General features: G+C 36.1%; 27 protein-coding genes. 22 read left to right on the top strand and 5 right to left on the bottom strand.

All coding sequences use genetic code 11. From position 1 onward, the window contains the following. Nucleotides 1-8: 8 nt before the first annotated feature. Both KDE13_RS02800 and KDE13_RS02795 read left to right on the top strand, forming a co-directional pair. Nucleotides 9-731, top strand: coding sequence for a thioredoxin domain-containing protein (locus KDE13_RS02800; RefSeq protein ID WP_212142788.1), 723 nt, complete (start codon nucleotides 9-11; stop codon nucleotides 729-731). 305 nt (nucleotides 732-1,036) lie between these two features. Beyond that, nucleotides 1,037-1,273, top strand: a complete 237-nt coding sequence (locus KDE13_RS02795; RefSeq protein ID WP_212142787.1) for a lysozyme family protein — start codon at nucleotides 1,037-1,039, stop codon at nucleotides 1,271-1,273. Between the two features lie 61 nt (nucleotides 1,274-1,334). Here KDE13_RS02795 and KDE13_RS02790 read toward each other — a convergent pair whose 3' ends face one another. Beyond that, complete coding sequence (locus KDE13_RS02790) at nucleotides 1,335-2,552, bottom strand: saccharopine dehydrogenase family protein (protein WP_212142786.1); 1,218 nt, start codon at nucleotides 2,550-2,552, stop codon at nucleotides 1,335-1,337. A gap of 219 nt (nucleotides 2,553-2,771) precedes the next feature. Between KDE13_RS02790 and KDE13_RS02785 the strand changes: the two genes are divergently transcribed. From KDE13_RS02785 to KDE13_RS02760, 6 genes are all read left to right on the top strand, one after another. Then, nucleotides 2,772-3,026, top strand: coding sequence for a nitroreductase family protein (locus tag KDE13_RS02785; protein ID WP_212142785.1), 255 nt, complete (start codon nucleotides 2,772-2,774; stop codon nucleotides 3,024-3,026). A 29-nt stretch (nucleotides 3,027-3,055) separates the two neighbouring features. Then, a complete protein-coding gene (locus KDE13_RS02780; RefSeq protein WP_212142784.1) occupies nucleotides 3,056-3,253 on the top strand; it encodes a hypothetical protein in 198 nt (65 codons plus the stop codon). 843 nt (nucleotides 3,254-4,096) lie between these two features. Beyond that, the gene (nrfH, locus tag KDE13_RS02775) at nucleotides 4,097-4,606 is read left to right on the top strand and encodes a cytochrome c nitrite reductase small subunit (protein WP_212139934.1); all 510 of its coding nucleotides are present in this window, start codon (nucleotides 4,097-4,099) and stop codon (nucleotides 4,604-4,606) included. Between the two features lie 10 nt (nucleotides 4,607-4,616). After that, a complete protein-coding gene (locus KDE13_RS02770) occupies nucleotides 4,617-6,176 on the top strand; it encodes an ammonia-forming cytochrome c nitrite reductase subunit c552 (RefSeq protein WP_212142783.1) in 1,560 nt (519 codons plus the stop codon). Nucleotides 6,177-6,219: 43 nt separating this feature from the next. Continuing rightward, the gene (locus tag KDE13_RS02765; RefSeq protein ID WP_212139936.1) at nucleotides 6,220-7,827 is read left to right on the top strand and encodes a sensor histidine kinase; all 1,608 of its coding nucleotides are present in this window, start codon (nucleotides 6,220-6,222) and stop codon (nucleotides 7,825-7,827) included. Beyond that, nucleotides 7,824-8,519: a response regulator transcription factor gene (locus KDE13_RS02760; protein ID WP_212142782.1), complete on the top strand. Its 696-nt coding sequence runs from the start codon at nucleotides 7,824-7,826 to the stop codon at nucleotides 8,517-8,519. The genes KDE13_RS02765 and KDE13_RS02760 overlap by 4 nt, the downstream gene beginning before the upstream one ends. Before the next feature lie 304 nt (nucleotides 8,520-8,823). Here KDE13_RS02760 and KDE13_RS02755 read toward each other — a convergent pair whose 3' ends face one another. Then, nucleotides 8,824-9,465, bottom strand: a complete 642-nt coding sequence (locus tag KDE13_RS02755; protein ID WP_212142781.1) for a non-canonical purine NTP pyrophosphatase — start codon at nucleotides 9,463-9,465, stop codon at nucleotides 8,824-8,826. Between the two features lie 216 nt (nucleotides 9,466-9,681). On the opposite strand from KDE13_RS02755, the gene KDE13_RS02750 reads away from it, so the two are divergent. Both KDE13_RS02750 and KDE13_RS02745 read left to right on the top strand, forming a co-directional pair. Next, a complete protein-coding gene (locus KDE13_RS02750) occupies nucleotides 9,682-10,983 on the top strand; it encodes an MFS transporter (protein WP_212142780.1) in 1,302 nt (433 codons plus the stop codon). A 15-nt stretch (nucleotides 10,984-10,998) separates the two neighbouring features. Further along, on the top strand, nucleotides 10,999-12,222 hold the full coding sequence (locus KDE13_RS02745; protein ID WP_212142779.1) for a BaiN/RdsA family NAD(P)/FAD-dependent oxidoreductase: 1,224 nt from the start codon (nucleotides 10,999-11,001) through the stop codon (nucleotides 12,220-12,222). Between the two features lie 122 nt (nucleotides 12,223-12,344). Here KDE13_RS02745 and KDE13_RS02740 read toward each other — a convergent pair whose 3' ends face one another. Beyond that, entirely contained in the window at nucleotides 12,345-13,550 is a 1,206-nt protein-coding gene (locus KDE13_RS02740) for a molybdopterin molybdotransferase MoeA (protein ID WP_212142778.1), read from the bottom strand. Nucleotides 13,551-13,735: 185 nt separating this feature from the next. Here KDE13_RS02740 and yedE point away from each other — a divergent pair, with 185 nt between their 5' ends. Continuing rightward, nucleotides 13,736-14,797 (top strand): YedE family putative selenium transporter, encoded by a 1,062-nt coding sequence (gene yedE, locus KDE13_RS02735; RefSeq protein WP_212142777.1) that lies wholly within the window; start codon nucleotides 13,736-13,738, stop codon nucleotides 14,795-14,797. A 204-nt stretch (nucleotides 14,798-15,001) separates the two neighbouring features. Here the strand turns inward: yedE and KDE13_RS02730 are convergent, their stop codons facing one another. Both KDE13_RS02730 and KDE13_RS02725 read right to left on the bottom strand, forming a co-directional pair. Further along, entirely contained in the window at nucleotides 15,002-15,448 is a 447-nt protein-coding gene (locus KDE13_RS02730; protein ID WP_212142776.1) for a molybdopterin synthase catalytic subunit, read from the bottom strand. 1 nt (nucleotide 15,449) lies between these two features. Beyond that, the gene (locus tag KDE13_RS02725) at nucleotides 15,450-15,677 is read right to left on the bottom strand and encodes a MoaD/ThiS family protein (protein WP_212139944.1); all 228 of its coding nucleotides are present in this window, start codon (nucleotides 15,675-15,677) and stop codon (nucleotides 15,450-15,452) included. Between the two features lie 92 nt (nucleotides 15,678-15,769). Between KDE13_RS02725 and nspC the strand changes: the two genes are divergently transcribed. The 11 genes from nspC to KDE13_RS02675 all read left to right on the top strand — a co-directional run bounded on the left by nspC (nucleotide 15,770) and on the right by KDE13_RS02675 (nucleotide 25,549). Then, complete coding sequence (gene nspC, locus KDE13_RS02720; RefSeq protein WP_212142775.1) at nucleotides 15,770-16,912, top strand: carboxynorspermidine decarboxylase; 1,143 nt, start codon at nucleotides 15,770-15,772, stop codon at nucleotides 16,910-16,912. A gap of 9 nt (nucleotides 16,913-16,921) precedes the next feature. Further along, complete coding sequence (locus KDE13_RS09795) at nucleotides 16,922-17,521, top strand: DUF2920 family protein (RefSeq protein WP_420838372.1); 600 nt, start codon at nucleotides 16,922-16,924, stop codon at nucleotides 17,519-17,521. After that, nucleotides 17,521-18,183 (top strand): DUF2920 family protein, encoded by a 663-nt coding sequence (locus KDE13_RS09790; RefSeq protein ID WP_420838371.1) that lies wholly within the window; start codon nucleotides 17,521-17,523, stop codon nucleotides 18,181-18,183. Before KDE13_RS09795 ends, KDE13_RS09790 begins: the two co-directional genes overlap by 1 nt. Nucleotides 18,184-18,448: 265 nt before the next feature. Next, nucleotides 18,449-19,165, top strand: a complete 717-nt coding sequence (locus tag KDE13_RS02710) for a TorD/DmsD family molecular chaperone (RefSeq protein WP_212139947.1) — start codon at nucleotides 18,449-18,451, stop codon at nucleotides 19,163-19,165. Then, nucleotides 19,155-19,328, top strand: a complete 174-nt coding sequence (locus KDE13_RS02705; protein WP_212139948.1) for a twin-arginine translocation signal domain-containing protein — start codon at nucleotides 19,155-19,157, stop codon at nucleotides 19,326-19,328. The genes KDE13_RS02710 and KDE13_RS02705 overlap by 11 nt, the downstream gene beginning before the upstream one ends. Nucleotides 19,329-19,370: 42 nt before the next feature. Beyond that, on the top strand, nucleotides 19,371-22,178 hold the full coding sequence (locus tag KDE13_RS02700; RefSeq protein WP_212142837.1) for a formate dehydrogenase subunit alpha: 2,808 nt from the start codon (nucleotides 19,371-19,373) through the stop codon (nucleotides 22,176-22,178). Between the two features lies 1 nt (nucleotide 22,179). Next, on the top strand, nucleotides 22,180-22,812 hold the full coding sequence (fdh3B, locus tag KDE13_RS02695; RefSeq protein WP_212142774.1) for a formate dehydrogenase FDH3 subunit beta: 633 nt from the start codon (nucleotides 22,180-22,182) through the stop codon (nucleotides 22,810-22,812). Beyond that, on the top strand, nucleotides 22,809-23,753 hold the full coding sequence (locus tag KDE13_RS02690; protein ID WP_212142773.1) for a formate dehydrogenase subunit gamma: 945 nt from the start codon (nucleotides 22,809-22,811) through the stop codon (nucleotides 23,751-23,753). Before fdh3B ends, KDE13_RS02690 begins: the two co-directional genes overlap by 4 nt. A 46-nt stretch (nucleotides 23,754-23,799) precedes the next feature. Further along, the gene (gene fdhD / locus KDE13_RS02685; protein ID WP_212141565.1) at nucleotides 23,800-24,579 is read left to right on the top strand and encodes a formate dehydrogenase accessory sulfurtransferase FdhD; all 780 of its coding nucleotides are present in this window, start codon (nucleotides 23,800-23,802) and stop codon (nucleotides 24,577-24,579) included. Next, nucleotides 24,572-25,342 carry a winged helix-turn-helix domain-containing protein gene (locus KDE13_RS02680; protein ID WP_212142836.1) on the top strand — a complete coding sequence of 257 codons (771 nt, stop codon included), beginning with the start codon at nucleotides 24,572-24,574 and terminating at the stop codon, nucleotides 25,340-25,342. The genes fdhD and KDE13_RS02680 overlap by 8 nt, the downstream gene beginning before the upstream one ends. Nucleotides 25,343-25,363: 21 nt before the next feature. Further along, nucleotides 25,364-25,549, top strand: coding sequence for a sodium-dependent tyrosine transporter (locus KDE13_RS02675; RefSeq protein WP_212139953.1), 186 nt, complete (start codon nucleotides 25,364-25,366; stop codon nucleotides 25,547-25,549). Nucleotides 25,550-25,603: the final 54 nt, after the last annotated feature.

The raw sequence follows: 25,603 nt of genomic DNA, 5'->3' as shown, positions 1-25,603 counted from the left end.
GGAAAATAATGAAAAAGATTATACTTTCAAGTCTAGTCGTGGCAAGTTCGCTAATGGCAGCTACAAATGAGCAAATCGTTGAGTTTTACAAAAATAATATAGTGCCGCAAAATATAAACGTAGAAGTAGCTTCACGTGAAAAGGTCGTAGGATATCCAGAATTTGAAGCTGTTATTATCAAACTAAGCGATGGCACAATCAAAGAAGAAGAGATAATCTTTACAAAAGGCGATCTGCTTTTGCCTGATATATATGACTTAAAAACGAGCAAGAGCTACAAGGGTGAATTTAAAGAGAAAATGCTCGTCGGCAAACTCGGTAGTGTCTATAAAAATGAAAATAAAGCAAACATAATAACACTTGGCAATGACCCTAAAAAGCCGACAAAAGTGATGTTTAGCGATCCGGAATGTCCTTATTGTAGAATGGAGCTTAAGAGTGTAGAAAAGGCACTAGAAAGCGAAAATTTAAAGATCATATTAACACCAGTTCATGACCGTAGTTCGCTTGAAAAGGCATACCTAATATACAAAGAGATAGCCACTGCTAAAAGCGATAGCGATAAAGTAAAAATTTTAAGAAAATACTACGCTGACAAATTTGAAGTCCCAGCTGGTAGTGTAACAGATAACCAAGTCGCACAGATCGATGAGCTAAGAAAGAAGTATTTTACCGCTGGTCTTAGAAGTGTGCCATTTGGTATTGATGAAGCCGTTTTAACTAAGAAATAACTCCTATTTTAGTGTGTGAATAGCTTCGCACACTTTAAATTTAAAGTTTTTTTAGTTAGAGTCTTTGCACCTTGCAATGCTTTTTTATATATTCATGGCTTAATAAAGAATTATTTTCTTTATTTGTAATAAATTTGATCTTTCTCGTTACATAAATTTTATGATTGCAAGTGTAAAGCCAAACTTAATAATGCTAATGTCATTATTTTGCGAAGTGAATTAGTACAGAAGTGTGTGACTAGTCGCACCCTTTATGCTAATAAAGGGCTTGAGGTGGCGGTTTATTCACTATATAAAGCGATAAAATGCAACTTAACAGGCTACACTCTCAAAGAATAGCTGATGAGTTGTTTATATTTGGCGTAAATGCTGGAGTGCTTAATGTGGCACGATTGGCTCAAAAGCTACTGGGGATAAAGTGTGACGGTATAGTTGGCGAAGCAACCATTAAGGCATTAAATAGCTATGATGAGACTGAGTGTATGACGACTTTTTATAAAATTTTTAGAAGCATAAACGTCAAAAACAGTGATAAAATCTGAGAGAATTTTAAAAGAATTAAATAAATTTCATCAAAAATTTAAAGGGCTTTCGCCCATTAAATCACTCTACCTCATACCTTTCGCCTGGCTTCATCTCTATAATTTCCCATGGCAAACCTTGGCGGTTTAGCTCGTCCATAAATGGCTTAGCGTCAAATTGCTCCATATTAAATACACCCTTGCCACTCCAAATTCCTTTGGCTATCATTAATGAACCTATCATAGCTGGTACTCCTGTGGTGTAGCTAACAGCCTGAGCACCAGTTTCTGCGTAGCAACTCTCATGATCGCATACATTATAGATATAGACTTGTCTTTCTTTGCCGTCTTTTATGCCACGTATTACGCAACCAATATTTGTCTTGCCTTTCGTGCGGGGACCGAGTGAAGCAGGATCAGGTAAAAGTGTCTTTAAAAACTGAATCGGCACGATTTTCACGCCGTTATGCTCTACTTCATCTATACGCAACATACCGACATTTTCTAGGCATTTCATATGTGTTAAGTAGCTCTGTCCAAATGTCATAAAAAAGCGAATTCGCTTAAGCCCTTTGATATTTTTTACCAAGCTCTCAAGCTCCTCATGATAGAGCAGATAGCTGTCTTTGATACCAACTTTTGGGTAATCCCACTTAAATCCTATCTCCATAGGTTCAGTCTCGCACCACCCCTTTTCTTTTTCCCAATAGCGTCCTTTGGCACTAACTTCACGAAGGTTTATCTCTGGGTTAAAATTTGTTGCAAATGCATACCCATGGTCACCTGCATTACAATCAAGTATATCTATCTCACTAATCTCATCAAATAAATTTTGCTGTGCATAAGCACAAAATACGTTAGTAACGCCAGGATCAAAGCCACTACCAAGCAATGCCATCGTATTTGCTGCCTTAAAATCGCCATCTTTTGCCCATTGAAGTTTGTATTCAAATTTTGCAGTGTCAGGGTGTTCGTAATTTGCGGTGTCAATGTAAGGGATACCAGATTTTATACACGCGTCCATAAGCGTAAGATCTTGATATGGCAGTGCGACATTTAGTAGCATTTTAGCACCTGTTTTTTTAATCAGCTCAACGACAGCGTCAGTGTCATCAGCGTCTATTTGAGCTGTTGAAATTTCAACTCCTAAACGCTCTTTTATAAATTTAGCTATAGCATCACACTTGTTTTTTGTGCGACTTGCAAGTGTGATATGCGTGAAAACATCGCTATTCATCGCACATTTTACAGTTGCGACTTGGCTCACACCACCAGCTCCGATTATTAAAATATTTGCCATATTTGCTCCTTTAAAATTTGACTAATTATAACCTTTTTACGCTAAAAATGTAATTTAAGTAAATTTGAATTACGATTTAGTATTTTAATGAGATAGTATAAATTCGATATAAATTGCTTGTATTTGCCAAAGATTAATAAAACAGTTCTAAATTTAGTCTATAATTTTAGAAAAATTTAAATTACACTAAATTTAAGGAGTTAATAAAGACGTGTCAGTGTGTGTGAGTTTAATGGAGATTTCTCAAGCGATGATGAGATAGAAAAGTTACTTGAAGCAGCGTATTTAGCACCAGTTTCATCTATGCATGATATTCGTATCAGCGTCACAACAAATCTTGAGTTGCTTGAAATGGCTGAGGTTAATAAATTTAATTTACCAAGATATATGTATAATGCACCTATTTGGATACTCGTAAGTGCTAAAAAACATACACAAAATAAGCCAAATACCCATACACGCCTGAGACGCTAACTAGAGATCAGTTTTGTACGCTTGAGACGGTGGCATCTAAGGGCGACAGAGCTTGGCTTGGCTGTAATACAAGCGTTGTGGCACTGCACGATAAGCCATTGCTAAGAGAGCGACTAGGAATACCGCCAACTCACGTTGCTATCGGCTCATTAGCGATAGGTAAGAGCGATAAAGTAAGTGAGAAACGTGAGATAACTAAAAAGATCCCAACTACATTTTTAAGATAAATACGCTTATACCTGTACTAAAACCACTATTTGCAAAATTTTAATTATCAACTTCGCATATTTTAAATTTATATTATTACATAAAACTAAGTATATATTTTAAAATAGGTTAGACATAAATATCAAATTACACGTTAAAATATACTATCTATGATATATAAAATTGTGCCTATAATACGTTAAGCGGGAAAGTTTATGCAATTTATATATTTAAAAGTAAAATAAATTTATATGCTGATTATATTAAGAAGCGTTATAGTTAGAATGTCTGACATAATCCCTGCAAGTGTTATTTAAAAGATATAAGGAATATGACTCAATTAAAATGATATAGGGATATTAAAAAGAATATGTTTTATTGACATTAGTATCGCTAAATAAATTTATGTCTTTCTTGCTACTCTCCTTTGCTATACGCTCATTTATTATATTTGTCTATACTTTTTTATAAGTAGCTCTTTGTTTGCTATCTTATTGCGTGAGATTGTATACGTCTTTGTTAGTCTTTTAAACGGGTATGTAAGCTCATCAAATTTATATTAAGCGGATCAAGCCCACACCTTATATCTCAATAGATGTGTAAAATTTACTCTGCTAAGTTTTAATATCTTGTGCCATTTGGATACTTTTAAGTTATTTTAGTTATATCATTGTTTATTAGGGCTTAATGATAAATTATTTAGCCAATACTTATATTTTAAAAAAGATGCTATAAAACGCATCTACCCTTAAAGTAGATTTTACAAATATTATATAAGAAAAAATTATAAATTTTTAAATCTTTATACTTTCTTCATACTTTCGTTTTAAACTTGTAATAAATTTTAAGTAAAGGATGGGTAAATGCCAAAGCTGGTTGTATATGCGAGTATTGCGGTGTGCTGTTTTGGAATAGCTATGGCTATTTATACAGCTGATATTTCAAGATTTTTTATGCATCTTGGAAGTGATAGTAAAGCGTGTATAAATTGTCATAATATGAATACAGCCTACACAACTTGGGAACATAGCATACATGGACGAAATGTTGTTTGTATAGATTGTCATCTGCCAAGAGATTTCGTAAGCAAATATATTACTAAGGCAAAAGATGGGCTTCATCACGTCTATATGTTTACTTTCGATAAATATGGTCAAAGCATAGAAATTTCAGACAGTGGAGCGAAAACTGTGCAGGGAAACTGCATCGCCTGTCACGAGATTAAAACCGAAGCAATCGTCTTAAACGCGACTATGAACGCACATAAAGACAAAGATGACTATTGTTGGAGATGTCATAGAGATACAGCACATTCTGGAATAGGTGGCATAAATATGACACCTGACGCATTAGGTGTTAAAAATTTAAAATAAAGGAGAAGTTATGAAAAAGTATATTTTGTTTATTGTGGTCTGTTTGGTTGTGGCGAGTGGATTTTTTCTGATGAGAGATATTGAATTTAAAGAGAAACAACGTAATGAGATAAATCAAGCACATGCGTTACCACAAGATCCGTATAAAGTTTCAAGTTATAGTGCATTTTATCCAAGGCAAGTGCATAGTTACTTAAAGGATATGGATAATAACAGCACGAGAGATTTTCTTGTCGAAAAGCCAAATTATGCAGTTATTCGTATGGGTGAAGGTGATTTTGGAGCTTGGTATGATAAGGCTCATGGGCACTTTTATAGTAGTGTAAATATGCTTTTAAGCATTAATAGTGGTACCCCTAAAGACCCAAATAAATTTGATGGGGAACTACCTTCTCGCTGCTTTACTTGCCACTCGGGAGATTTTATCCGCCTTATGAAAAGGGATGGTGAACTTGAGTTTTACTCTAAATCTCTAGCAAGTTATGCTGCTGAGGCTCAAAATGGGATAGGTTGTATTGACTGTCATGATCCAAAAACTATGGAACTTAGTATGAATAGAAGCAACCTAGATAACTCTCTTTCGTTAGCAGGACGTTTAAGTTTTAATAAATCAAGTCATCAAGAAAAACGATCTTTAGTTTGTGCCCAGTGTCATGTGCTTACATATACTAAAAAAATTGAATGGACCGATAGTAATGGTACAAAACGTATATCTAAAGGTATTATATCGCCATGGAGTAATGGCATAGGTATAGATGAAGCAGAAGCCCACTATGATGATCCAAAAAATTTTGGTGGCAAAAGAGCGGTGCATATACTTAACTCATTCTCAAAAGCACCTACTATTTTAGCAGAGCATCCTGATTATGAAATTTTTATAAAAGGTACTCATTATAAAAATGGTGTGGCATGTGCTGATTGTCATATTCCATACGTTAGTGAAGGTAGTACTAAGTATTCTCACCATGAATTTACAAACCCACTTAAGAATATGCAAGCTAGTTGTTTAACTTGTCATCCTGGCAAACAAGAGGAGCTAACACAAATTTTAGCCGATAAACGCAAAGCTGTATATGGACTTGGTGATATTATACTTGATAACCTAGCTTCTGCTCACCTAGAGGCACAAAAGGCTTGGGAGATCGGAGCAAGTGAAGATGAGATGAAAGAACCGCTAGATCTTATAAGAAAAGCTCAGTGGAGATTTACTGCAGTGTTTTCTAGCTACGGTTCATATATTCACGCTACAGACGAGAGTATGAGATTATACTCAAATGCAAATGAATATGTTCAAAATGCAAGAATCAAGCTTACTAAAATTTTAGCCAAATATGGCATAATTGATTACAAAGTACCAGAATTTGCAAATAAACAAGAGATATTTAACTATGCAAAACCAGAAAAACGCATACAGGCCATAAAAGAAAAGTGTGAGTGGATAGAGGAGTATCAAAGAAAGTGGTACGAAGAGTCTAAAAATAATGGTACACTTGATGTAAATGATGCTAAAGATAAGGTTTTTAAAGCTCAATTTGAGGTATATAAAGATATTTGCAATGAGATTAAATAGTATAATAGGGAGAAAATCTCCCTATTGGATTTAAAGGAATATTTTGAATATCAAAAAAGGTTATCTTACCACGATTGGTATATTTGCAATACTCATTCTTTACCTTGGACTTTTGTATCTAAACTATGAAAATGATAAAAATGCACTTCAAAATTTAAGTCAAAACAATCAGATAAATTTAGTTAAACTCTATAAGCAGCGTCTTGAAGAGTGGCTGGAATCAAAAAAAAGAGTTGTTGCTCTAGCTAAAGATTCGCTAGTGGAGTTAGAACAAACGCAAAAAGAGCAAACGCATAAAGTTTTACAAGATACTGCAAAGATAGGTGAATTTGATAGCGTTTATGTAGGGTATGAAGATGATGGATATATTATAAATACAGACATTTTGATACCTTATGATTATAAGCCTACTAAACGTGAGTGGTATAAAAGTGCACTTGATACAAAAGAGCCTATTATAACGTTACCCTATGAGGATGCTTTTATAACTGGTAATATCCGTTTTTCGGTTGTAGCACATTTTAAAACTCGTTCAAATATACTAGCAGTTGTGTCTGCGGATATGGTATTTGACAAAATTCAACAAGAAATCTTAAATATCAACAAAAATTTAAAAGGTTTTGCGTTTTTATTAACCAAAGCAGGAGAAGTGATCGTAAGCCCTAGTGGGCTAAATTTAAAGCCATGTGGTGAATGTAAGCCGGCAATCTCTTTAATAATGCAAAATTTAAACGATGAGAATTTACGTTCATATGTATTTAAAAACGAAAATTTCATACTATTTTATGAGCCTCTTAAAAATAGTGATTGGATATTTGCCGTGAGCTTAAATGAGAGTAAAATTCTAAGTACTTTAGAAACTAAATTTAAAACTGATATTGTTCTTGCTTTGATACTTGCACTCATTGGTATTGGTGGTTGGGTCTTATTAAATTTAATGACAAGTCGTGTTAGAGCAAGTGAGCAAATAATGCTAAATCAAAGCAAGATTGTCGCAATGGGCGAGATGTTAGTAGCTACAACTCACCAGCTAAAACAACCTCTTGCGGCAATGAGTCTAAATATCGATATGGCTAAAATGCACCTTAAAACTAAAAATTTAAGTGGCGTTAGTGAAAAGCTAGATAAAACCGGACAGATAATAGGCTTTATGCAAAACTCGATTGATAGTTTTAAAAATTTCTATAAACCGAATAATAAGATGAGTAAAATAGATTTAATAGAGATTATAAATGACGTGTTTTCTATTATTAGACAAATTATGCGTATAAATAATATAGAGTTAAATTTGCTCTTTGAACACAACAAGCGATTTATCATTACTACTCATCCAAACTACATAAAGCAAATTTTGTTGAATTTGCTCTCTAATGCCAAAGACGCCATAGTCCAAAGCGGTAAAAATGGTGAAATTTCGGTGCGAATAAGTGATGATGAAAGTAAAATTTATATCAGTGTGAGTGATAATGGCGTTGGCATTAGTAAAAAAATAAAATTATTTAAAGAATCTCAAACTACTAAAAAAGAAGGAAGCGGCAATGGGCTTTATATCTGCAAACTCTTAGCTAAAAAAATCGGCGGACAAATCTATCTAAAAAGTCGAGTGTCACCGACTAGTTTTGAGTTTACGTTAAATAAGGATAAAAAATGAATGATAGCACATTAAAAATTTTAAATTCTCTTAGTGTGTTGCTTGTAGAGGATGATGAGTATCTATCACAAAGTCTAGAGAGTGCATTGATTCAATACTGTGGTAAAGTAAGGTTGTTTAAGGATGGAATAAGTGCATTAAATGCGTATGAAAACGGAAAATTTGATCTTGTTGTAACCGATATAAATATCCCAAAGTTAAACGGATTGCAGCTTGCTAAAAAATTACACGCTCAAAACCTGCAATTACCAATTATTATTATCACGGCTTACGATAGTGAAAAAAATGTAAAAGAGGCAATAAGCTTAGGAGCATTTGCTTTTTTACAAAAGCCATTTTCATTAAAGCAATTTTACTCTTCACTGCTAATGGCTAGTGCAAAAGTGCCAAAAAAGGGCGAACTTTTTCATCTTGGATATGGGTTTGAGTACGATATGCGAAAAAGAGAGCTTTACAAAAACAAAACCTTAATCCATCTTACTAAAACTGAAGCTGCGATACTTCAAATTTTAATCTCAAATGCAGGACATGTCGCAAGTATCCAGCAACTAGAGTATGCTATTTGGCAGGATAGGGCTGCTACACCCGATACAATCAGAACCCACATCAATAATTTACGTTCTAAAGTATATCGCAAGTTAATATTAAATGTTCAAGGATATGGATATAGGCTGGAGTTACCACTTAAATAACTTATAGAGTTAAATCTATAAAGACCAATATTTACAATCAAGAGATATTGTAATAAACGATGAGTAAATATCATAAATACTTTAAAATAAAGAGAGAATAACCTACTGAAATACTAAAATATGTTTGTTTCATTGGGTATTTCTGTGATTAGCAGTAAGCGGTCTAATATTATAATTTCAAAGCTAAAACTTTAGATAGCAAATGATAGCTACTATATTTAGAGCATTTGATAAGAGTGGTAGGTTATTTGATATCTATGTTAATTTCATAAGATTTATTAGCTACAATCTACAAACGCTACTCTTATTTAAATTTTCTCTCTAAGCTTTTTAGTATAAATTTGATTAGTTCTAGCCCTTTTGAGCGGTGTGATATGCTAAGCTTTGTTGCATCATCAAGTTCGCCAAGTGTGAGCGTAAATCCACGCGGGATAAACAAAGAATCATAGCCAAAACCGTTGTTGCCACGCTCATCTACGATCGCCATGCCATACATAAAGCCATGCGTACTAAACTCTCCATAGCGTGAGCTAATTGCGATACAGGCGGTGTAGAATGCATCTGAGCTTTGTAGATTTTGTATTTTTAGCTGAGTTATCAGCTTTGCTCTGTTGCTTGCGTCAGTGGCGTTTTTACTAATCATTTCTTTACGCTCATTCATATCGCTAAAACGAGCTGAGTAAATCCCAGGTGCACCATCTAAAGCTGCTACACTAATACCGCTGTCATCGCTAAGTGCTATAAACTCATCAGCCAAATTTAGCTTACAAATTTTATCATACACTGCACGAGCTTTTATCAGTGCATTTTGCTTAAAACTCGTGCCATTTTCCACTATCTCAAATGGCTCACAGATCTCATTAAGAGCATAAATTTCATACTCTTTTAAGAAATTTTTAATCTCTTTGGTTTTATCTTTATTGCTTGTTGCTAAAACTATCTTCATTCTTATCCTTTGTAGTTTGTCCTTTTGTGATATATGGCATTATTTTTTTTAGTTATTTGTAACCAGCAAACTCTCTTGCTTAGCTTAAAAATGCCTTGTTTGGTATAAAAATACTTTACTTTTATCTAAATTCCGTGACATTTTATGCATTTATTTACTATTTTATCAATAAATTTAAAAAATAGTGATAAAATCAAGCTTTTAAAAGGAAAATTTATGTTAAAAAGCGTTTTGCCACTATCTTTTATCGTCGGAAGTAGATTTTTTGGTATCTTTATCGTCCTGCCTGTCCTTAGTCTCTATGCTCTAAATTTAAAGGGAGCAAACGAATTTCTCATTGGACTTCTAATTGGTGCTTATGCGATTATGCAGATGATATTTCAAGTGCCATTTGGGACTCTTTCTGATAAAATAGGACGCAAAAAGACACTTACAATCGGACTTGTAATCTTTATCATCGGTTCGTTTATCTGTGCTGGTGCAAGTGATATTTATACGATGATTGGCGGTCGTTTGGTGCAAGGTATTGGTGCGATAGGTGCGGTAGCTACAGCTATGATAAGTGATTATACAAAAGAGGAGATCCGTTCGCGTGCGATGGCTGTGATGGGTGCTTTTATCGGTCTTGGCTTCGCACTTTCTATGGTGTTAAGTCCGATTTTAAGTCAGAAATACGGACTTGATAGTCTTTTTTACATCAGTGCTGGGCTTAGTATATTTTGTATTATTTTACTATATCTTATCGTGCCAAAAGAGCCAAAAGTCGTTCATCACGATGAAAAAGTGCCATTTTCTAAGCTGATATTTGAAAAAGACCTACTAATAATGAATATCACAAGTATGTTTCAAAAGATGTTTACAAGCATTGCCTTTTTGGCTATCCCTATCGTTCTTGTCAAAGAGCTTGGTTACGCTCAGGCAGATTTGTGGAAAGTATATGCCATAAGTACATCTTTTGGCTTTGTTGCTATGGGATTTGGTGGATTTTTAGGCGATGGTAAAGGCTTTTCAAAAGCGATTTTACTCGTTGGCGTCGCACTTTTTATCCTCTCCTATAGTGTTTTTGCGGTTAGTTCTACAGCGACATTTTTCATTGTTGGTGTAGTGATATTTTTCATAGGATTTAACCTACACGAACCGATAATGCAATCTTGTGCGACAAAATTTGCCAAGTCAAATCAAAAAGGTGCTGCACTTGGCGTGTTTAACTCGTTTGGCTATTTCGGTAGTTTTTTTGGTGGAGTGATTGGCGGACATATCCTTCACGCTCATAGTTTTGGCATTTTAGTGGTATTTTGTATCGTTGTGTGTATTTTTTGGTTTGGATTATTGTGCTATCTTAAAGATCCACGTGTGTTTAAAAATTTATATTTTTCGCTTGATAAAAGGCTAAATTTGGGAGTTTTAAATAGCACAAAAGGCATTATTGAGCACTATAAGACAAATAAAAATCAAGTTATAAAATTTGATACTACATTAATAGACGAGCTCGAGATAGAACGCATTTGCAAGTCATAAATAAAGACAAAATAAGTGATATACGATGTTTTGATAGTCGGAGCTGGTGCAGCTGGACTTTATGCAGCTGCAAATTTAAAAGCTTATAATGTTGCTATCATTGAGAAAAACATAATTGCTGGTAAAAAGATTATTGCAAGTGGCGGTGGACGTTGCAACATAACAAACCGCAATATCTCGGCTAAAAACTACTTCGGTAATGCTGATTTTGTTACAGATATGCTTACAAATTTAAAATACATAGATGTTTTAGGTTTCTTTGAGGAGCTTAAATTTATAGAGCAAAAAGACAGTCAGTTTTTCTGTGCGACTTCATCTCGTGATGTTTTGAGCGTTTTATTGCGTCGCTGTAAGCATAATGGAGTGCAGATATTTTATGATTGTGAGCTTATCTCTGCGGTTAAAAATAGTGAAGTTTTTGAGATCACAACAAACTTGGCAAATTTTAAAGCTAAAAACCTAGTAATCGCAACTGGTGGTGTGAGCTATAAGAGTCTTGGTGTGAGTGATGTGGCTTTAAATGTAGCTCGTGATTTTGGATTAAATTTTATACCATTTGTTCCCGCACTTGTGGGCTTTAGCGTGCAAAAAGATGAGTTTTGGTTTAAAAATCTAAGTGGCATTAGTTTAAAAGCTAAGATTAGCGTAGCTGTTGGATATGAGATGGTCGCGTGTGAAGCTATAAATGAAGTGACTATGCAAAAGCTAAAAGGTGTAAAAAAATATCAAAAAATTTATAGAGAATTTAACGGTGATGTGCTTTTTACTCATCGTGGCATAAGTGGTCCAGCCGTGCTTAACGCTTCTCTTTTTTGGCAAAAAGGGCGGATTAGTATAAATTTTGTACCAAATTTCAATCAATCAAATTTAAAAAACACAAAAAAACAAATTTCAAGCATTTTGCCACTTCCGAGGCGATTTACACTGGAGTTTTTAAACGCTTTTAATATTTCTGACAAGCCGTTTGATAAGTGTAGTCATAGTGAAAAAGAGCAGGTTTTAAAGTTATTAAACTATGAGTTTGCACCTGCTGGAACATTTGGTTTTGAACGTGCAGAGGTTAGTCGTGGCGGTGTTAGTATTGATGAGCTAAGTAGTAGTTTTGAGAGCAAAAAAGTGAAAAATCTCTACTTTATCGGTGAGTGCGTTGATATTACTGGGATGCTAGGCGGATACAACCTACACTTTGCTTTTGCAAGTGCGACAGCGGCAGTCAAGGCTTTAAATTTAAAAAGCTAAATCACTAAACATAACTTTGTAGTAGGTAGATTAGTTAAATTAAGAGCATAACTGAGCGAAATTAATAGTATTTTTTATTAAATTTAGATAAAAATTTGGTAAAGCTGGTTAAATTAACCAGCTTAAACCATCTTTAAGATCTCAACCACTTCGCCTTTTGCGATAAATTCTGTCTCTTTTGGTATGATAAGCAAAGCTGCATTATTTGTTAAGTTATTTACTATCGCTGAGCTACCAAGCTTTTTATTATCTAGATTTGCGTGAATCTCGCCGTTTTTAACTACTAAATTTACAGCTGTAAATTCCAAAAATGGCGACCGTTTCGTATAATTCTCATCAAGTATAGCCGTTATACGTGGCTCATCTGCTGCAAACCACGTATTTATTAGCACTCTAACGTATAGGACACACATTACCATCGCTGAATACGGAAATCCTGGCAGTGCAAATATGTATTTCTCGCCACTCGTTGCAACTTTGATATGCCGACCCGGCTTTATGGCAGCACCATTTACTATTAGCTTAAAGCTCTCATTTAGTGCTAACTTGACAAAGTCATAATCCCCCATGCTAACACCACCTGTAGTAATAAGTATATCAGCGGTTTTTAGAGCGTTTATGATAGCATTTTTTACACCGTCTGCCGTATCCTTTACAATCTCGCACACTATCGGTTCAGCCCCCATTTTACGTATCATCATCGCAACGGCTATATGGTTTGAGCTATGAATTTGTGCCTCATTTTCTAGAGGCTCGCCAAGATCTTTTATCTCGCTACCAGTTGCTAATATCGCTACACGTGGACGGACAAATACACTTATATGAAACAAACCAAGCTCAGCTAAGAGTGCAATCTCAGCGTAGCTTAGATGTGTACCTTTTTTTATTAGCACTTCGCCTTTTTTGTAGCTCTCACCTACTTTCCGGACAGCAAATCCACGCTTAACGGGGCTTTTTATGCTTACTTTGTTGCCGTTTATCTCAATATTTTCTATCGGCACAAGTGTATCAGTCCCATCACTCATAAGTGAGCCGGTAAAAGTTTTTATGCATTGCCCTTTTTTTACAACGATATTCTTATCACTGCCAGCTGGCAGATCGGTGCCAATAAGCTCAAGTTCATTTAAATTTTCATCCCACGTAAATGCGTATCCATCCATCGCTGAGATGGCTTTGGCTGGGTAGTTGTCGGCTGCGATAACGTCAAATGCTATATTTCGATCTAATGCCTCGGTTATGGCGACTTTTTGCACTTTATCCCATGGTGTGATCGTTTTTTTAAGCATTTTAAGTGTTTCATCATAGCTTGGAAAGTCTGTCTTTATCATAATTACTCCTGCAAATTTTGCATAATTGTAACACAAATTTAGCCAAAATTTTAAATTTTGGCATTGATTATATTTGTGACAAAATTTACAAGTGGTAAGACCAAATTTATTATTTTTTTATTTTAAACACATTAAAATAATGTTTAAGAAATCAGGTTGATTTTACTACGATATTAGGAAAATTTATGAGTTCTTCAAAATGGTTTATTATATCAGGAGCTACACTTGGCGTTTTGGCCGCATTTTTGGTCTTTTTTGGCAATCCAGGTAATATGGGAGTGTGTGCGGCTTGTTTTTTGCGTGATACAGCCGGTGCTATGGGTTTTCATAGAACTGCTGTAGTGCAGTATGTTCGTCCTGAAATTATAGGGCTTATAGTTGGCGGTTTCTTGGCTAGTATGTTTTGGACGCGTGAGTTTTCGCCAAACACTGGCTCATCGCCATTTGTGCGATTTTTACTTGGTGTTTTTGCTATGATTGGATGTCTTGTGTTTCTTGGATGTCCATGGAGGGCGTTTTTACGTCTTGGTGGTGGCGATATGACAGCGATCGCTGGTGTTTTGGGGCTTAGCGTAGGCGTAATGTGCGGTATGTTTTTTAAAAAGCGTGGATATGCCTTGGGCGAGAGTGTTAAAACTACTACTGCAATGGGATTAGCACCTACAATAATTGGAGTCTTGTTGCTTATTGCACTTGTTTTTGAACTAAAAATAGGTGAAAATGCAGCACTTTTTATCTCAGTTAAAGGGCCTGGATCGCAACACGCACCAGTAATCATGTCGCTTGTTGTAGCAATTATCGTAGGAGCATTAATGCATAAAAGTAAATTTTGTAGTGTTGGAGCGATAGGCAGAGCGTTTCGTGGCGATTTTTCTATGTTTTTTGGCATTATTAGTATCATTTTGTTTGCAAGTATTGCAAATGCAGCCTTGGGTCAGTATAAATTTGGCTTTGAAGCCCAACCTATCGCACACAATGACTACATCTGGAACTTTTTAGGTATGGTTTTAGCTGGACTTTGTTTTAGCCTTAGCGAAGGTTGTCCGGGTAAGCATCTTGTGCAAATGGGTACAGGGAATTTAAGCTCCGTTATCTTTATCGTTGGTATGATGGCAGGTGGAGCGATAGCTCATAACTTTTTATTGGCAAGTTCAGGAGCTGGAATAAGTGCAGCTGCTCCGTATGCAGTAGTAATAGGCTTTGTAGTAGCAGGATATATAGGCTTTTTTAATCGCAAGATAGCGTAAATTTCCACGTCAATTACAGAAAAAGCATAGCGAATGCAAATGTGTTTGCTATGCTTTTGAGTGATTTTAATAGAGGGTAAAATAAAAATACAAACTACATAGATTGTGTTATTGAATATAAATTTACTAATAAGCTTTTTTGTAGTTAGTAATTTTTAAATTTGTTAGTAAAATTACTTGTGTCTAGTTGCATTTTTATAAAATTTACGCCAAGAGTCCAGCTCCTTTTATGACTTGGCTTCTCTCTTTGGCATAAATTCTCTCGCCATTTATTACATCATATTTCCATATAGGTGCGTTTGCTTTAAAATCCTCTACAAACTCATTTATTAGCCGTAAAGCGACCTTGCGTTGTGGGCTAACTACACCAGCGACATATGAGCTTGTATGCACCATCACATCGCCTCTTGAGTGAGCGAACAATACATAAGCATTTTCACGTGCCGCACACTCCTCCCATGCATTTAACCAACGCTTTAAAATAGGCTCATAAATATCAAAGCTAAGTGCCGAGATGCCGCCCTCTTCACGCACGATACCCACAAATGTTATTAACGCACCGCAGTTTTTGTCCTTATAGGCTTCATACCAACGCTTTGTTATCTCGCAAACATCAAGGCTTCCGTTATAAATTTCTAAGTTTTGACTCATCTTAGCCTCCACAAACTGGTGGCAAGATAGAGACCTTATCACCGTTTTTAAGTAGTGTATCAAGTGAGCTTACTATCTCGTCATTCACAGCTACCGCACAGATTTTGAGCCATTCGCCAAGCTCAAGCTCACTATACTCAGCCAAAGCATCTTTAAGCTCAGCTAAGTTTTTAGCCTCTATCTTGATATTATTAAATTTTATTGGCCCTAAAAACTCAACTTCTACCATTGGTTTTCTCCTAAAATTAAAAATTTTTATTGATTTTACATAAAATAAAATTTAGATATACTTAGATCAAAATTTAAAACTAAAGAGCAAAAATGAACGAGCTAATAAATAGCATAAAAACTCCAGCCTACGTCTGCGAAGAGCAACTTTTGCGTAAAAACTTAGAGCTTTTAAAGCGTGTTAAAGATGAAAGCGGAGCGAAAATCTTAGTCGCACTTAAAGGCTTTGCTTTTAGCGGAGCGATGGACATCGTGAGTGAGTATCTCGATGGAGCGACTTGTAGCGGACTATACGAGGCGAAATTTGCTGATGAGTTCGTAGAAGGCGAGATACATACGTATTCGCCGGCTTTTAAAGACGAAGATATAGATGAAATTTTATCGCTTTCAAAACACGTCGTTTTTAATAGTCTTAATCAGTGGCTTAAATTTAAAGACAAAGCTCTAAAAAACGGTGTTAGCTGTGGTATCCGTGTCAACCCAGAGAGCTCGGCTTCGCCTGTTGATATGTATAATCCTTGCGGACGTTTTAGTCGCCTTGGTGTAACTAGGGCAAATTTTGATAAATTTAAAAGTTTAGATGGCATAGATGGGCTACATTTTCACGCACTTTGCGAGGAGAGTGCTGAGAGTTTAGAGACTGTACTGATGGCTTTTGAAGAGAAATTTGGCGAGTTTATATCAAAAGTGAAATGGGTAAATTTTGGCGGAGGACACCATATAACAAGGGTTGATTATAACATAGAGCTTTTAATAAATTTAATAAAAAAATTCCGTGAAAGATATGGCGTGCAGGTGTATTTAGAACCAGGTGAGGCGGTTGGTTGGCAGACTGGATTTTTGATAGCCTCTGTGCTTGATATTGTTGAAAATGAGCGAAATATCGCAATACTAGACGTTTCAGCCGAGGCTCATATGCCCGATACTATACTTATGCCGTATCGTCCAGCGGTTAGAGGTGAGAGCAAAAATGGCAAATTTGAGTATATGTTTGGCGGTGATACTTGCTTATCTGGCGACATCGTAGGGCAGGATGCAGGGGACGCGGTTTATAAATTTGACACTCCCTTAAACATCGGCGATAAGGTTATATTTGAGGATCAAATTCACTACACTATAGTTAAAAATACGACATTTAACGGCATAAAGTTGCCTGATCTGCTTTTGCTAAAATCAGACGGAGAGCTAAAAGTAGTTAGAAAATTTGGCTATGAGCAGTATCGTGATAGAAACTAAAGGTAAAAAATGATAGTAAATAAAACATATGAGATAGATAGCTGTGATGATGCTGAACTAGGTATAAAACGCAACTATCCACTAGAATTTCGCGTGTGTTTTGATGATGATAAGGATATAAAAGCTATCGTCTTTATAGTGCCTGGTTTGGGCGGTGATGCCGATAGTAACTACCGCGAACATTTAGCAGAGTATGTAGCCAGTGAGTTTAGTGTGGCGGTTGTTAGCGTAAATTATCACTGCATAGGCAATAGACCCCAACTCGGATCTAAATTTTATCTTGATAGGCTTGATCAAGTGATATTTCGCAAAAAATGTGAAGAGATTGGTATAAGGTTAGAAGACGATATATCTTTACTTTTTGAGCCTGATATCGCTCATAAATTTTTAAATGCTTTGGGCAAAGTTATAGCTGATAAAAAGAGCAATGGTAAGATAGCTAAAAATTTTATGCTTGATATATCTGCAAGTGTTTTACCAACAAAAGATGAGTATCAAAATTTTGGCATAATGTCAGCGATAGATCTATTAAATGCCCTGCTTTTTGTGCAAAGATCATCAGAATTTAGACTATGGGGGGGGGCGAACGGACGAGTTTACCTGTGGTAATGATAGGTAGCTCTCATGGCGGATATATATCACATTTAGCAGCAAAGATTGCTCCGTGGCTCATTGACGGCATTATAGATAATAGTAGCTATGCGAAAGTTAGATGGAGCTTGATAGGTTTTGGTAAGGAGATCGATTATACCAAATACCCTTGTTTTATCGCAAAAAATTTATTTGATAATATTTGTATATTTGCATCAGATAAAACACACTGGACGCTTTTAGATAAATCTTTACCAAATTATTTTAATGACGCTAGAGAAGAGATAAGAGATGTGCTAAATTTAGAGCATTTAAAAGTGCAAAGTGGCTATAAAAAGCCTATTTATGTGAGTTATCACTCAGAAAATGACCATATAGCACCATTTGCAGAAAAGATTGAGCTTTATGAGATGCTTAGAGCTTTAGGTTTTGATGCAACGTTAAATACGATAATCAATGAGAGCCAAGTGGATGGAAAATTTATTAAAAACCTATCTCATGGAATGGATATGTCAATAAAAAGTCTTATCACAAAAGAGCTGCCGCCAATGCTTGATAAAATTTCACACGCTCAAAAAGATATATATAATGATAAAAGTATAAGTTACAAAAGCGTAGATATGCTCTATAAATTTTATGAGAAAGATAACAAGATAGAGATTGAAGTAAGCAAAATTTAATTTTTTAGATTAAATTTTTAAAATTTGAAGTTATATTTTTTATTTTTTAATAGTTAAAAATTTATTTAGATTATCAAAGAGAGATCTTTTTGGAAAATAGATAAATTTTTAAAGCCCATTAAATGGACCTTTCAGAATATGCAATTAAGGCATATTTAAGGAAAGTTTAATTTTTTTTATTTATATTTTTTTAAGTCTAGCAAATAAGCAAACTTGTTGTAAAGTTTCACTATCAAAATCCGTCGAAGTAGAAAAGGACAGGAAAATGGAAGATCAGAGTGCTATTTTAGCTGCCAGAAAGCTTTATTATACATTGTTTGAAGAGCTTTTTGTTTTTAGCTATGATGGTCGTTATAAAGATGTGCAAAATTTTTTAAATTTTATAAAAGATAGTGCATTAGACGAAGATAGCACAAGTGCCGCAAATACTTTGATATTGAAATTCTCTCCAGAAAACATAGAAAACATAATACAAGAATACGATGAAATTTTTCACGCACCACCAAATGCTATACATAACACTTTTTCATATTATGAAGAGGGATACGAGGCTGGAATAGCGTGTGTGCGTGTGCGAAAACTCCTTAGCAAGACCGATGTAAGACGCAACGAAAATAAATTTAAAGAAAATGAAGATAGTATAGGCTTTGTATTTGCCTTGATGGCTGAGTTTATAAGTCGCCAGATGAGCGGTGATAACGTGTATAAAGATTATGCAAAAGAGCTTTTTGTCAGTGTGATAAACCCTTTTATAGACGAATTTGTAGAAATTTTATTTTATCATCCAAATGCTGTGGCATATAAATATGTAGCGATACTTTTGCAAGTATTTATAGAATTTGAGAGAATGTTTTATAATGAAAGAAAACCGGTTATTGAAAAAAAAATAAAAACCCAAGATGGAATATCACGTTCTGAAGCGATCAGACGAGAGAAAAATCGCATTAGGCGTAATACTGAAAGGAAAATAGATGAAGAGTAGGCGTGAGTTTTTAAAAAAACTTATGGTAGGTGGCGGTGCCGCTGCACTTGGTGCTACTGCAGTTGTTGCAAGTAATGGCATAAAAAGTGGTGAAAGCAAGTCAAACGAAACTTTGTATAAAAGAACGAAGACTTGGGAATTTTACTATAAACAAGCAAAATAAATTTAAAATTTTTAAGGAGCATAGATGTTAGGAGACAAAGCGATGCCGACCCCAAAAGTCGGACGTAGATCGTTTCTGAAAATGGCATCACTTGCGAGTATTGCTGGAGCTACTGGAGCATTGGCTTCTAGTGGTGTAACAAGAAAGGCAAGTGAGCAAGAAAGAACTAATCCATTTCCAGATTCGCATATGGTAAAGACTGTATGTAGCGTTTGTTCTGTAGGTTGTGGTGTAATGGCTGAGGTTCATAATGGCGTTTGGGTTCGCCAAGAGGTCGCACAAGATCACCCTATAAGTGCAGGTGGACACTGCTGTAAAGGAAGCGACGTGATCGATATGGTTCGCTCACATTGTCGCGTTAAGTATCCTATGGTAAAAGAGAACGGTAAATGGAAGAGAATTTCATACACTGAAGCACTTGATCGTATAGGTGCACAGCTTAAAAAATATCGTGATGAAAACCCAGAGCAGGTTATGTTTTTGGGCTCAGCAAAAGATAGCAATGAGCAAAGTTACTATATTAGTAAATTTGCTGCGATGTTTGGGACAAACAACTTAGATCACCAAGCTAGAATTTGACATAGCGCAACAGTCGCCGGTGTGGCGAATACGTGGGGTTATGGCGCGATGACAAACCACCTTGGAGATATCCAAAAAGCAAAATCTATCATAATAATGGGTGCAAATCCGGCGGTAAATCACCCTGTTGGATTTAGACATTTTTTAAAAGCTAAAGAGAACGGTGCTAAATTAATAGTCGTTGAGCCGCGTTATACAAGAACGGCTGCGAAGGCTGATTATTTTGCTCAAATTCGTCCTGGCACAGATATACCATTTATGTATGGTATGATGAATATTATATTTGAAAATGGCTGGGAAGATAAAGAATTTATAAAAAATCGTGTTTATGGTATAGATGAGGCGATACGTGAAGAGGCGAAAAAATGGACGCCAGAAGTTGTCGCTGATGTCTGCGGAACGACAGTTGAAAAACTTCGTGAGATAACAGAAGTCTATGCGAAAAATCGCCCAGGCTCTTTTGTGTGGGCTATGGGACTTACTCAGCACACGATAGGTAGCTCAAATACTCGTATAGCTCCTATACTTCAACTTGTTCTTGGTAATATGGGCGTTGAAGGTGGTGGTACGAATATCCTTCGCGGACATGACAATGTTCAAGGTGCTAGTGATATGGCAAATGCACCAGATAGCTTACCTGGATATTACCCTAAAAATGAGGGTTCTTGGAAATATTTTGCCAAGATGTGGAAGGTTGATTATGAATGGTTGCAAGGTAATTACTATAAACCTGAATGGATGTTTAAGCCAGGATTTACTCTCGCTCGTTGGTGGGCTGGAGTGCTTGATGGTAAAGATGGCAACGATGCTATAGAGAATGCTGGAACTAGCCTAAAGGCTTTGATTGTAATTGGAAATGGTATAACATCTATCGCTCAACAGGCAAAAGTTCAGCAAGGTCTTGATAATCTAGAACTTTTAGTATTGCTTGATCCTTTTGTAAATGAAGCTGGTATCATCACAAATAAAAAAGATAATATATTTTTACTTCCTGCCGCAACGCAGTTTGAAAATAGCGGAACTGTTGTAGCAACAAACAGAAGCGGTCAGTGGAGATCAAAGGTGGTTGAGCCTTTATATGAGAGCAAGTCAGACCATGAAATTTTATTTGAATTAGCAAAACGACTTGGCTTTTATGATGAGCTTACACGTACGCTTCGTGATGCAAATGGCAATATTGAGTGGCCAGAGGCGGCAACTCGTGAGATAGCAAGCATTGTTAAATCTATTGGTCTTACGGGCTGGACACCAGAGAGACTTAAAAATCACCAGAAAAACTGGGATAAATTTGATGAGCTTACGCTTATGGGTAAACCTGGCACGCCAGTTGAGGGTGAATACTACGGACTTCCGTGGCCTTGCTGGACTGAAAAGCACCCAGGAAGCCCTATACTTTATAATATAAATGTTCCTGTCATAAAGGGTGGTATGGGCTTTAGAAATCGCTTTGGATTAGAGCATAATGGTATAAGTCAGCTTGCAGGTGAGGGGTCGGCACCGATTGATTCTGTTGTAAATGGTGGCTATCCACAGATAACAAAAGCAAATATCGAGCAGGTTTTAGGTATAACTTTGACAGAAGATGAAAAAGCTAAGATGGGAGCTAGTTGGTCAACTGATGCTAGTAATATCATTGCTGAAAAGTGTATGCAAGCTGGCATTGCTCCGTATGGTAATGCACGTGCAAGAGCGATAGTATGGACTTTTGTGGATCAAATTCCACTTCACAGGGAGCCATTACACTCACCAAGAACTGATCTAGCTAAGAAGTATCCAAACTTTAAAGATAAGCCAAATCACTACCGCGTTAATACACAGTATGAGAGCTTGCAGCAAAGTGCTGATTTTGCTAAAGACTTCCCATTAAATTTAATAACAGGACGTTTGGTAAATTTCAGTGGTGCTGGTATGGAGACACGTGCTAGTAAATACCTAAGTCGCTTGACACCTGATATGTTTTGTGATATCCACCCAGATTTGGCAAAAAAGATGTCTATATCTAACGGCGATATGATATGGGTACATTCTCCGGAGGGCACAAAGATAAAAGTCAAAGCTAGAGTAGTGTCTTCAGTTGCACCTGATATGGTGTTTTTACCATTCCACTTTACAGGCGTTATGCAAGGTATTGATATGACTGGAAATTTCCCAGACGGAACTAAGCCATATGCAACTGGAGAGAGTGCAAATACCGTTACAAACTATGGATATGATATAGTTACACAGATACCAGAAACAAAAGGCGGTTTGTGCCGCATAGAGAAGGCTTAATATGGGCGATATGATACAAAATATAACACGATTAAAATTTTATTGTGATGACGATAGATGCATTGATTGCAATGGTTGTGCTGTGGCTTGTGATGAGGCTCACGAGCTTCCTATAGGGGTAAGACGTAGAAGAGTTATAACGCTAAACGAAGGCGTAGAGGGTAAAGAAATTTCAACATCTATCGCTTGTATGCACTGTGAGGATGCTCCTTGTTCGCTTGTATGCCCTGTAGATTGTTTTTACATCAGAGATGATGGTGTTGTACTTCATGACAAAAATATCTGCATAGGTTGTGGATACTGCCTATACGCTTGTCCGTTTGGTGCCCCTCAGTTTCCAAGAGATAGTGTATTTGGTGTTAAAGGCTCGATGGATAAATGCACAATGTGTGCTGGTGGCCCAGAGCCTGATAACTCAGAAGTTGAAATGGAAGAGTATGGGCAAAATAGAATTTCAGAGGGCAAAGTGCCTGTTTGTGCGGCAATGTGTTCGACTAAAGCTTTGCTTGTGGGAGAATCTGATATAATTGAGCAGATTTATCAAGATAGGGTCAGTGCAAGAGGATATGGTATTAAAAATATCAAGGAATCTCCTACTTGGAAAATCGCGTATTACACAAAGGATAGAGTATGAGATTATTACTTGCTTTTATCACCTGTGCGTTAAGCGTGTTTGCTCTTGATCTACCAGATGGGACAAATCAATATGGTAGTAACGTTTGGGCCGCTGGGCGTATAGAAAACATAAAACCTTATGAAGATGGGCTTGGACCTATTTTTACTTTTATTCAAGGTAATGACTACTTTGCTTATGGTGTTGCAGTTATTATTTTAGCGGTTATAGGTGCGTTTGTTTTGCACTTTTTGATAGTTGGGCCAAAACATTTTAGCCACGATGGCAAAAAGATATATGCTTTTAATATTGTTGAGAGAATTTCTCACGGATTAGCAGCTATTTCGTGGATAGTGCTTGTTCCAACTGGCATTATTATGATGTGGGGTAGTACATTTGGTGGCGGCACATTTGTTAGACTTATGAAAGATATGCACGGAATAGCAACCATAATATTTGTGATTTCTATCACGCCTATGATACTTTTTTGGACGAAAAGAATGCTTCCTGTTGTTTATGACATAAGATGGATGTTTATCGTAGGTGGCTATCTTTCAAAGAAAAAACGTGCTATACCAGCTGGTAAATTTAATGCAGGTCAAAAGGCGTGGTATTGGGTAGCGATACCAGGCGGACTTGTGATGATAGCAACTGGTGCTGCTATGTATTTTCTAGATTTTCAAGCAGTGCCTGTGGCTACTTGGCTTGGAATTTCTCAGATCGAAGTTTTACGCTGGAGTGTTATTATACATAATATTCTTGGTATAGTTTGTGCGGTATTTTTCCTAGTACATATCTATATGGCGGCTATCGCGATACATGGAGCTATATGGTCTATGATAACTGGATATAAAGAGGAAGAGGAAGTCTATCTACTTCATCATTATTGGTATCAAGAGCTAATCTCTAAAAACCAAATTCCAGTATCAGACTATGAAAAAGTTTATGATAAGCTAGCATAAAATAAAGCCCCAATTTTGGGGCTTTAACCTTTATAAAGGGCATAAATTGCAACCCACCTTTACAACTCAAATCACAAAATTTAAAGCTAACGAAAGTTTTGTAAAAGACGATATCTTAGTGCGTGAGATCAAATTTGATATTATCGTAAATGGCAATAAGCTCGGCTCTATGATGGCGACGCCAACAGACTTAAAGGCACTTGCGATAGGCTATATATTAAGTGAAAACATAATATCAAGTTTTAACGATATCAAAAAAATAGACTTAGCCAACGATGAGTTAAGTGTCGAGATAGAGGCCGATGTAAATTTAAAAAGTCTGCAAAGACTAAATTTTGAGAGTGTTATCATAAGTGGTTGTGGGCGAAGCTCTACAGCAAATATCGATCCAGACGTATTGAGTGCAAAATTTATAAAAAATGATATTAAATTTAAATGTAGCGAAGTGTTACATCAGATGAGTGAGTTTTACACTCAGTGCGAACTATATGAGCAAACAGGCTGCGTTCATACTGCTAAAATTTATACAGATGGAAAATTTTTCATTGGCGAAGATATAGCTCAACATAACACGATAGACAAAGCGATCGGTAAAGCGGTGATGAGCGATATAAATTTGTCTCAAACACTTTTAATGGTAAGTGGACGACTTAGCTCAGAAATGGTCGTAAAAGCTGTGATGAACTCTATACCTGTGCTAGTCTCACGTACAGCTCCAACTAGCCTTGGGGTACTTATAGCACGTAAATTTGGACTTACACTTTGTGGCTTTGCACGTGGAGAAAATTTAAATGTCTATAGCGGAGAACAACGAATTTATGGCTGAAAATAGCGATCGTATCATAAAGCGATTTGATGAGATCGCTCAAAACATAGAGAAATTTAAAAATGATAAAGGGCGACTTGATTGTGGCGTGGCATTTAAGATAGCCGATAAATTAAACGTTGATATAGGCGATATAGGTGATATTGCAACCAAACTTGGTGTAAAGATAGACGCGTGTGAGTTGGGGCAGTTTGGCAAAGCATCTGTAGGTGATGGAAGCTACTTGACATATTTAAATTTAAAAAGTATTAGCGATGATAAAGGGCGAGTTTCATGTGCGGATGCTAGGGCGGCCGCAAAGGGTGTTGGGCTTAAAAAAATTCGCTCAACTTTGCGTGATTATAAGATTGATGTGAAATACTGCCAACTTGGCTGTTTTAAAGAAAAAAAAGGAAAAAAAATGATCGTAAAAACCAAAACTTGGATCGAAAATAATGAAGGCGAGTTGCTATTTGGTAAAGGCAAGACCGAAGTTTTAGAGGTTATCGCTGAGGTTGGATCTATTTCAAAAGCAGCTGAAATTTTAGGGATGAATTATAAAAAATGCTGGACACATCTGCAAATTTTAGCCAAAAATTTAGACGAAGATCTAGTAAATACTAAACAAGGTGGCGGAGATGCAGCTGGGACTACGCTAAATCCACGTGCATACGAGCTTATTCACGCTTATAAACAGCTTCAGCGAGATATCGAAGAGTATGCAAACAAACGTTTTAAAGAGCTATTTTTAGCAGACGAACAAGATAGAATAACTAAAAAATAACTAAATTTAAAGGGAGAAATAATGTTTATCAAACTAAACGATAGAGTGTATCTAAACACCGACAGGATTACGAGAGTTAAAATAGACAATGTTCAAGATGGTATACGTGTACGTTTTTATGAGGGTGTAGCTCAGGTTGCAAAAAGTGGTAAATTTGATAGTTTTGAAGCGGCTCAAAAGTGGCTTGAGAAAAATTTCATCAAATAATATTTAAAGGCGTTCAAATACGCCTTTATTTAAATTTTAAATGCTATAATTCTT

The organism is Campylobacter anatolicus (genome assembly GCF_018145655.1).
Lineage (GTDB): Bacteria > Campylobacterota > Campylobacteria > Campylobacterales > Campylobacteraceae > Campylobacter_A > Campylobacter_A anatolicus.
The sequence above is the reverse complement of the archived record's forward strand: the minus strand, read 5'-3'. Positions and strand labels throughout refer to the sequence as shown.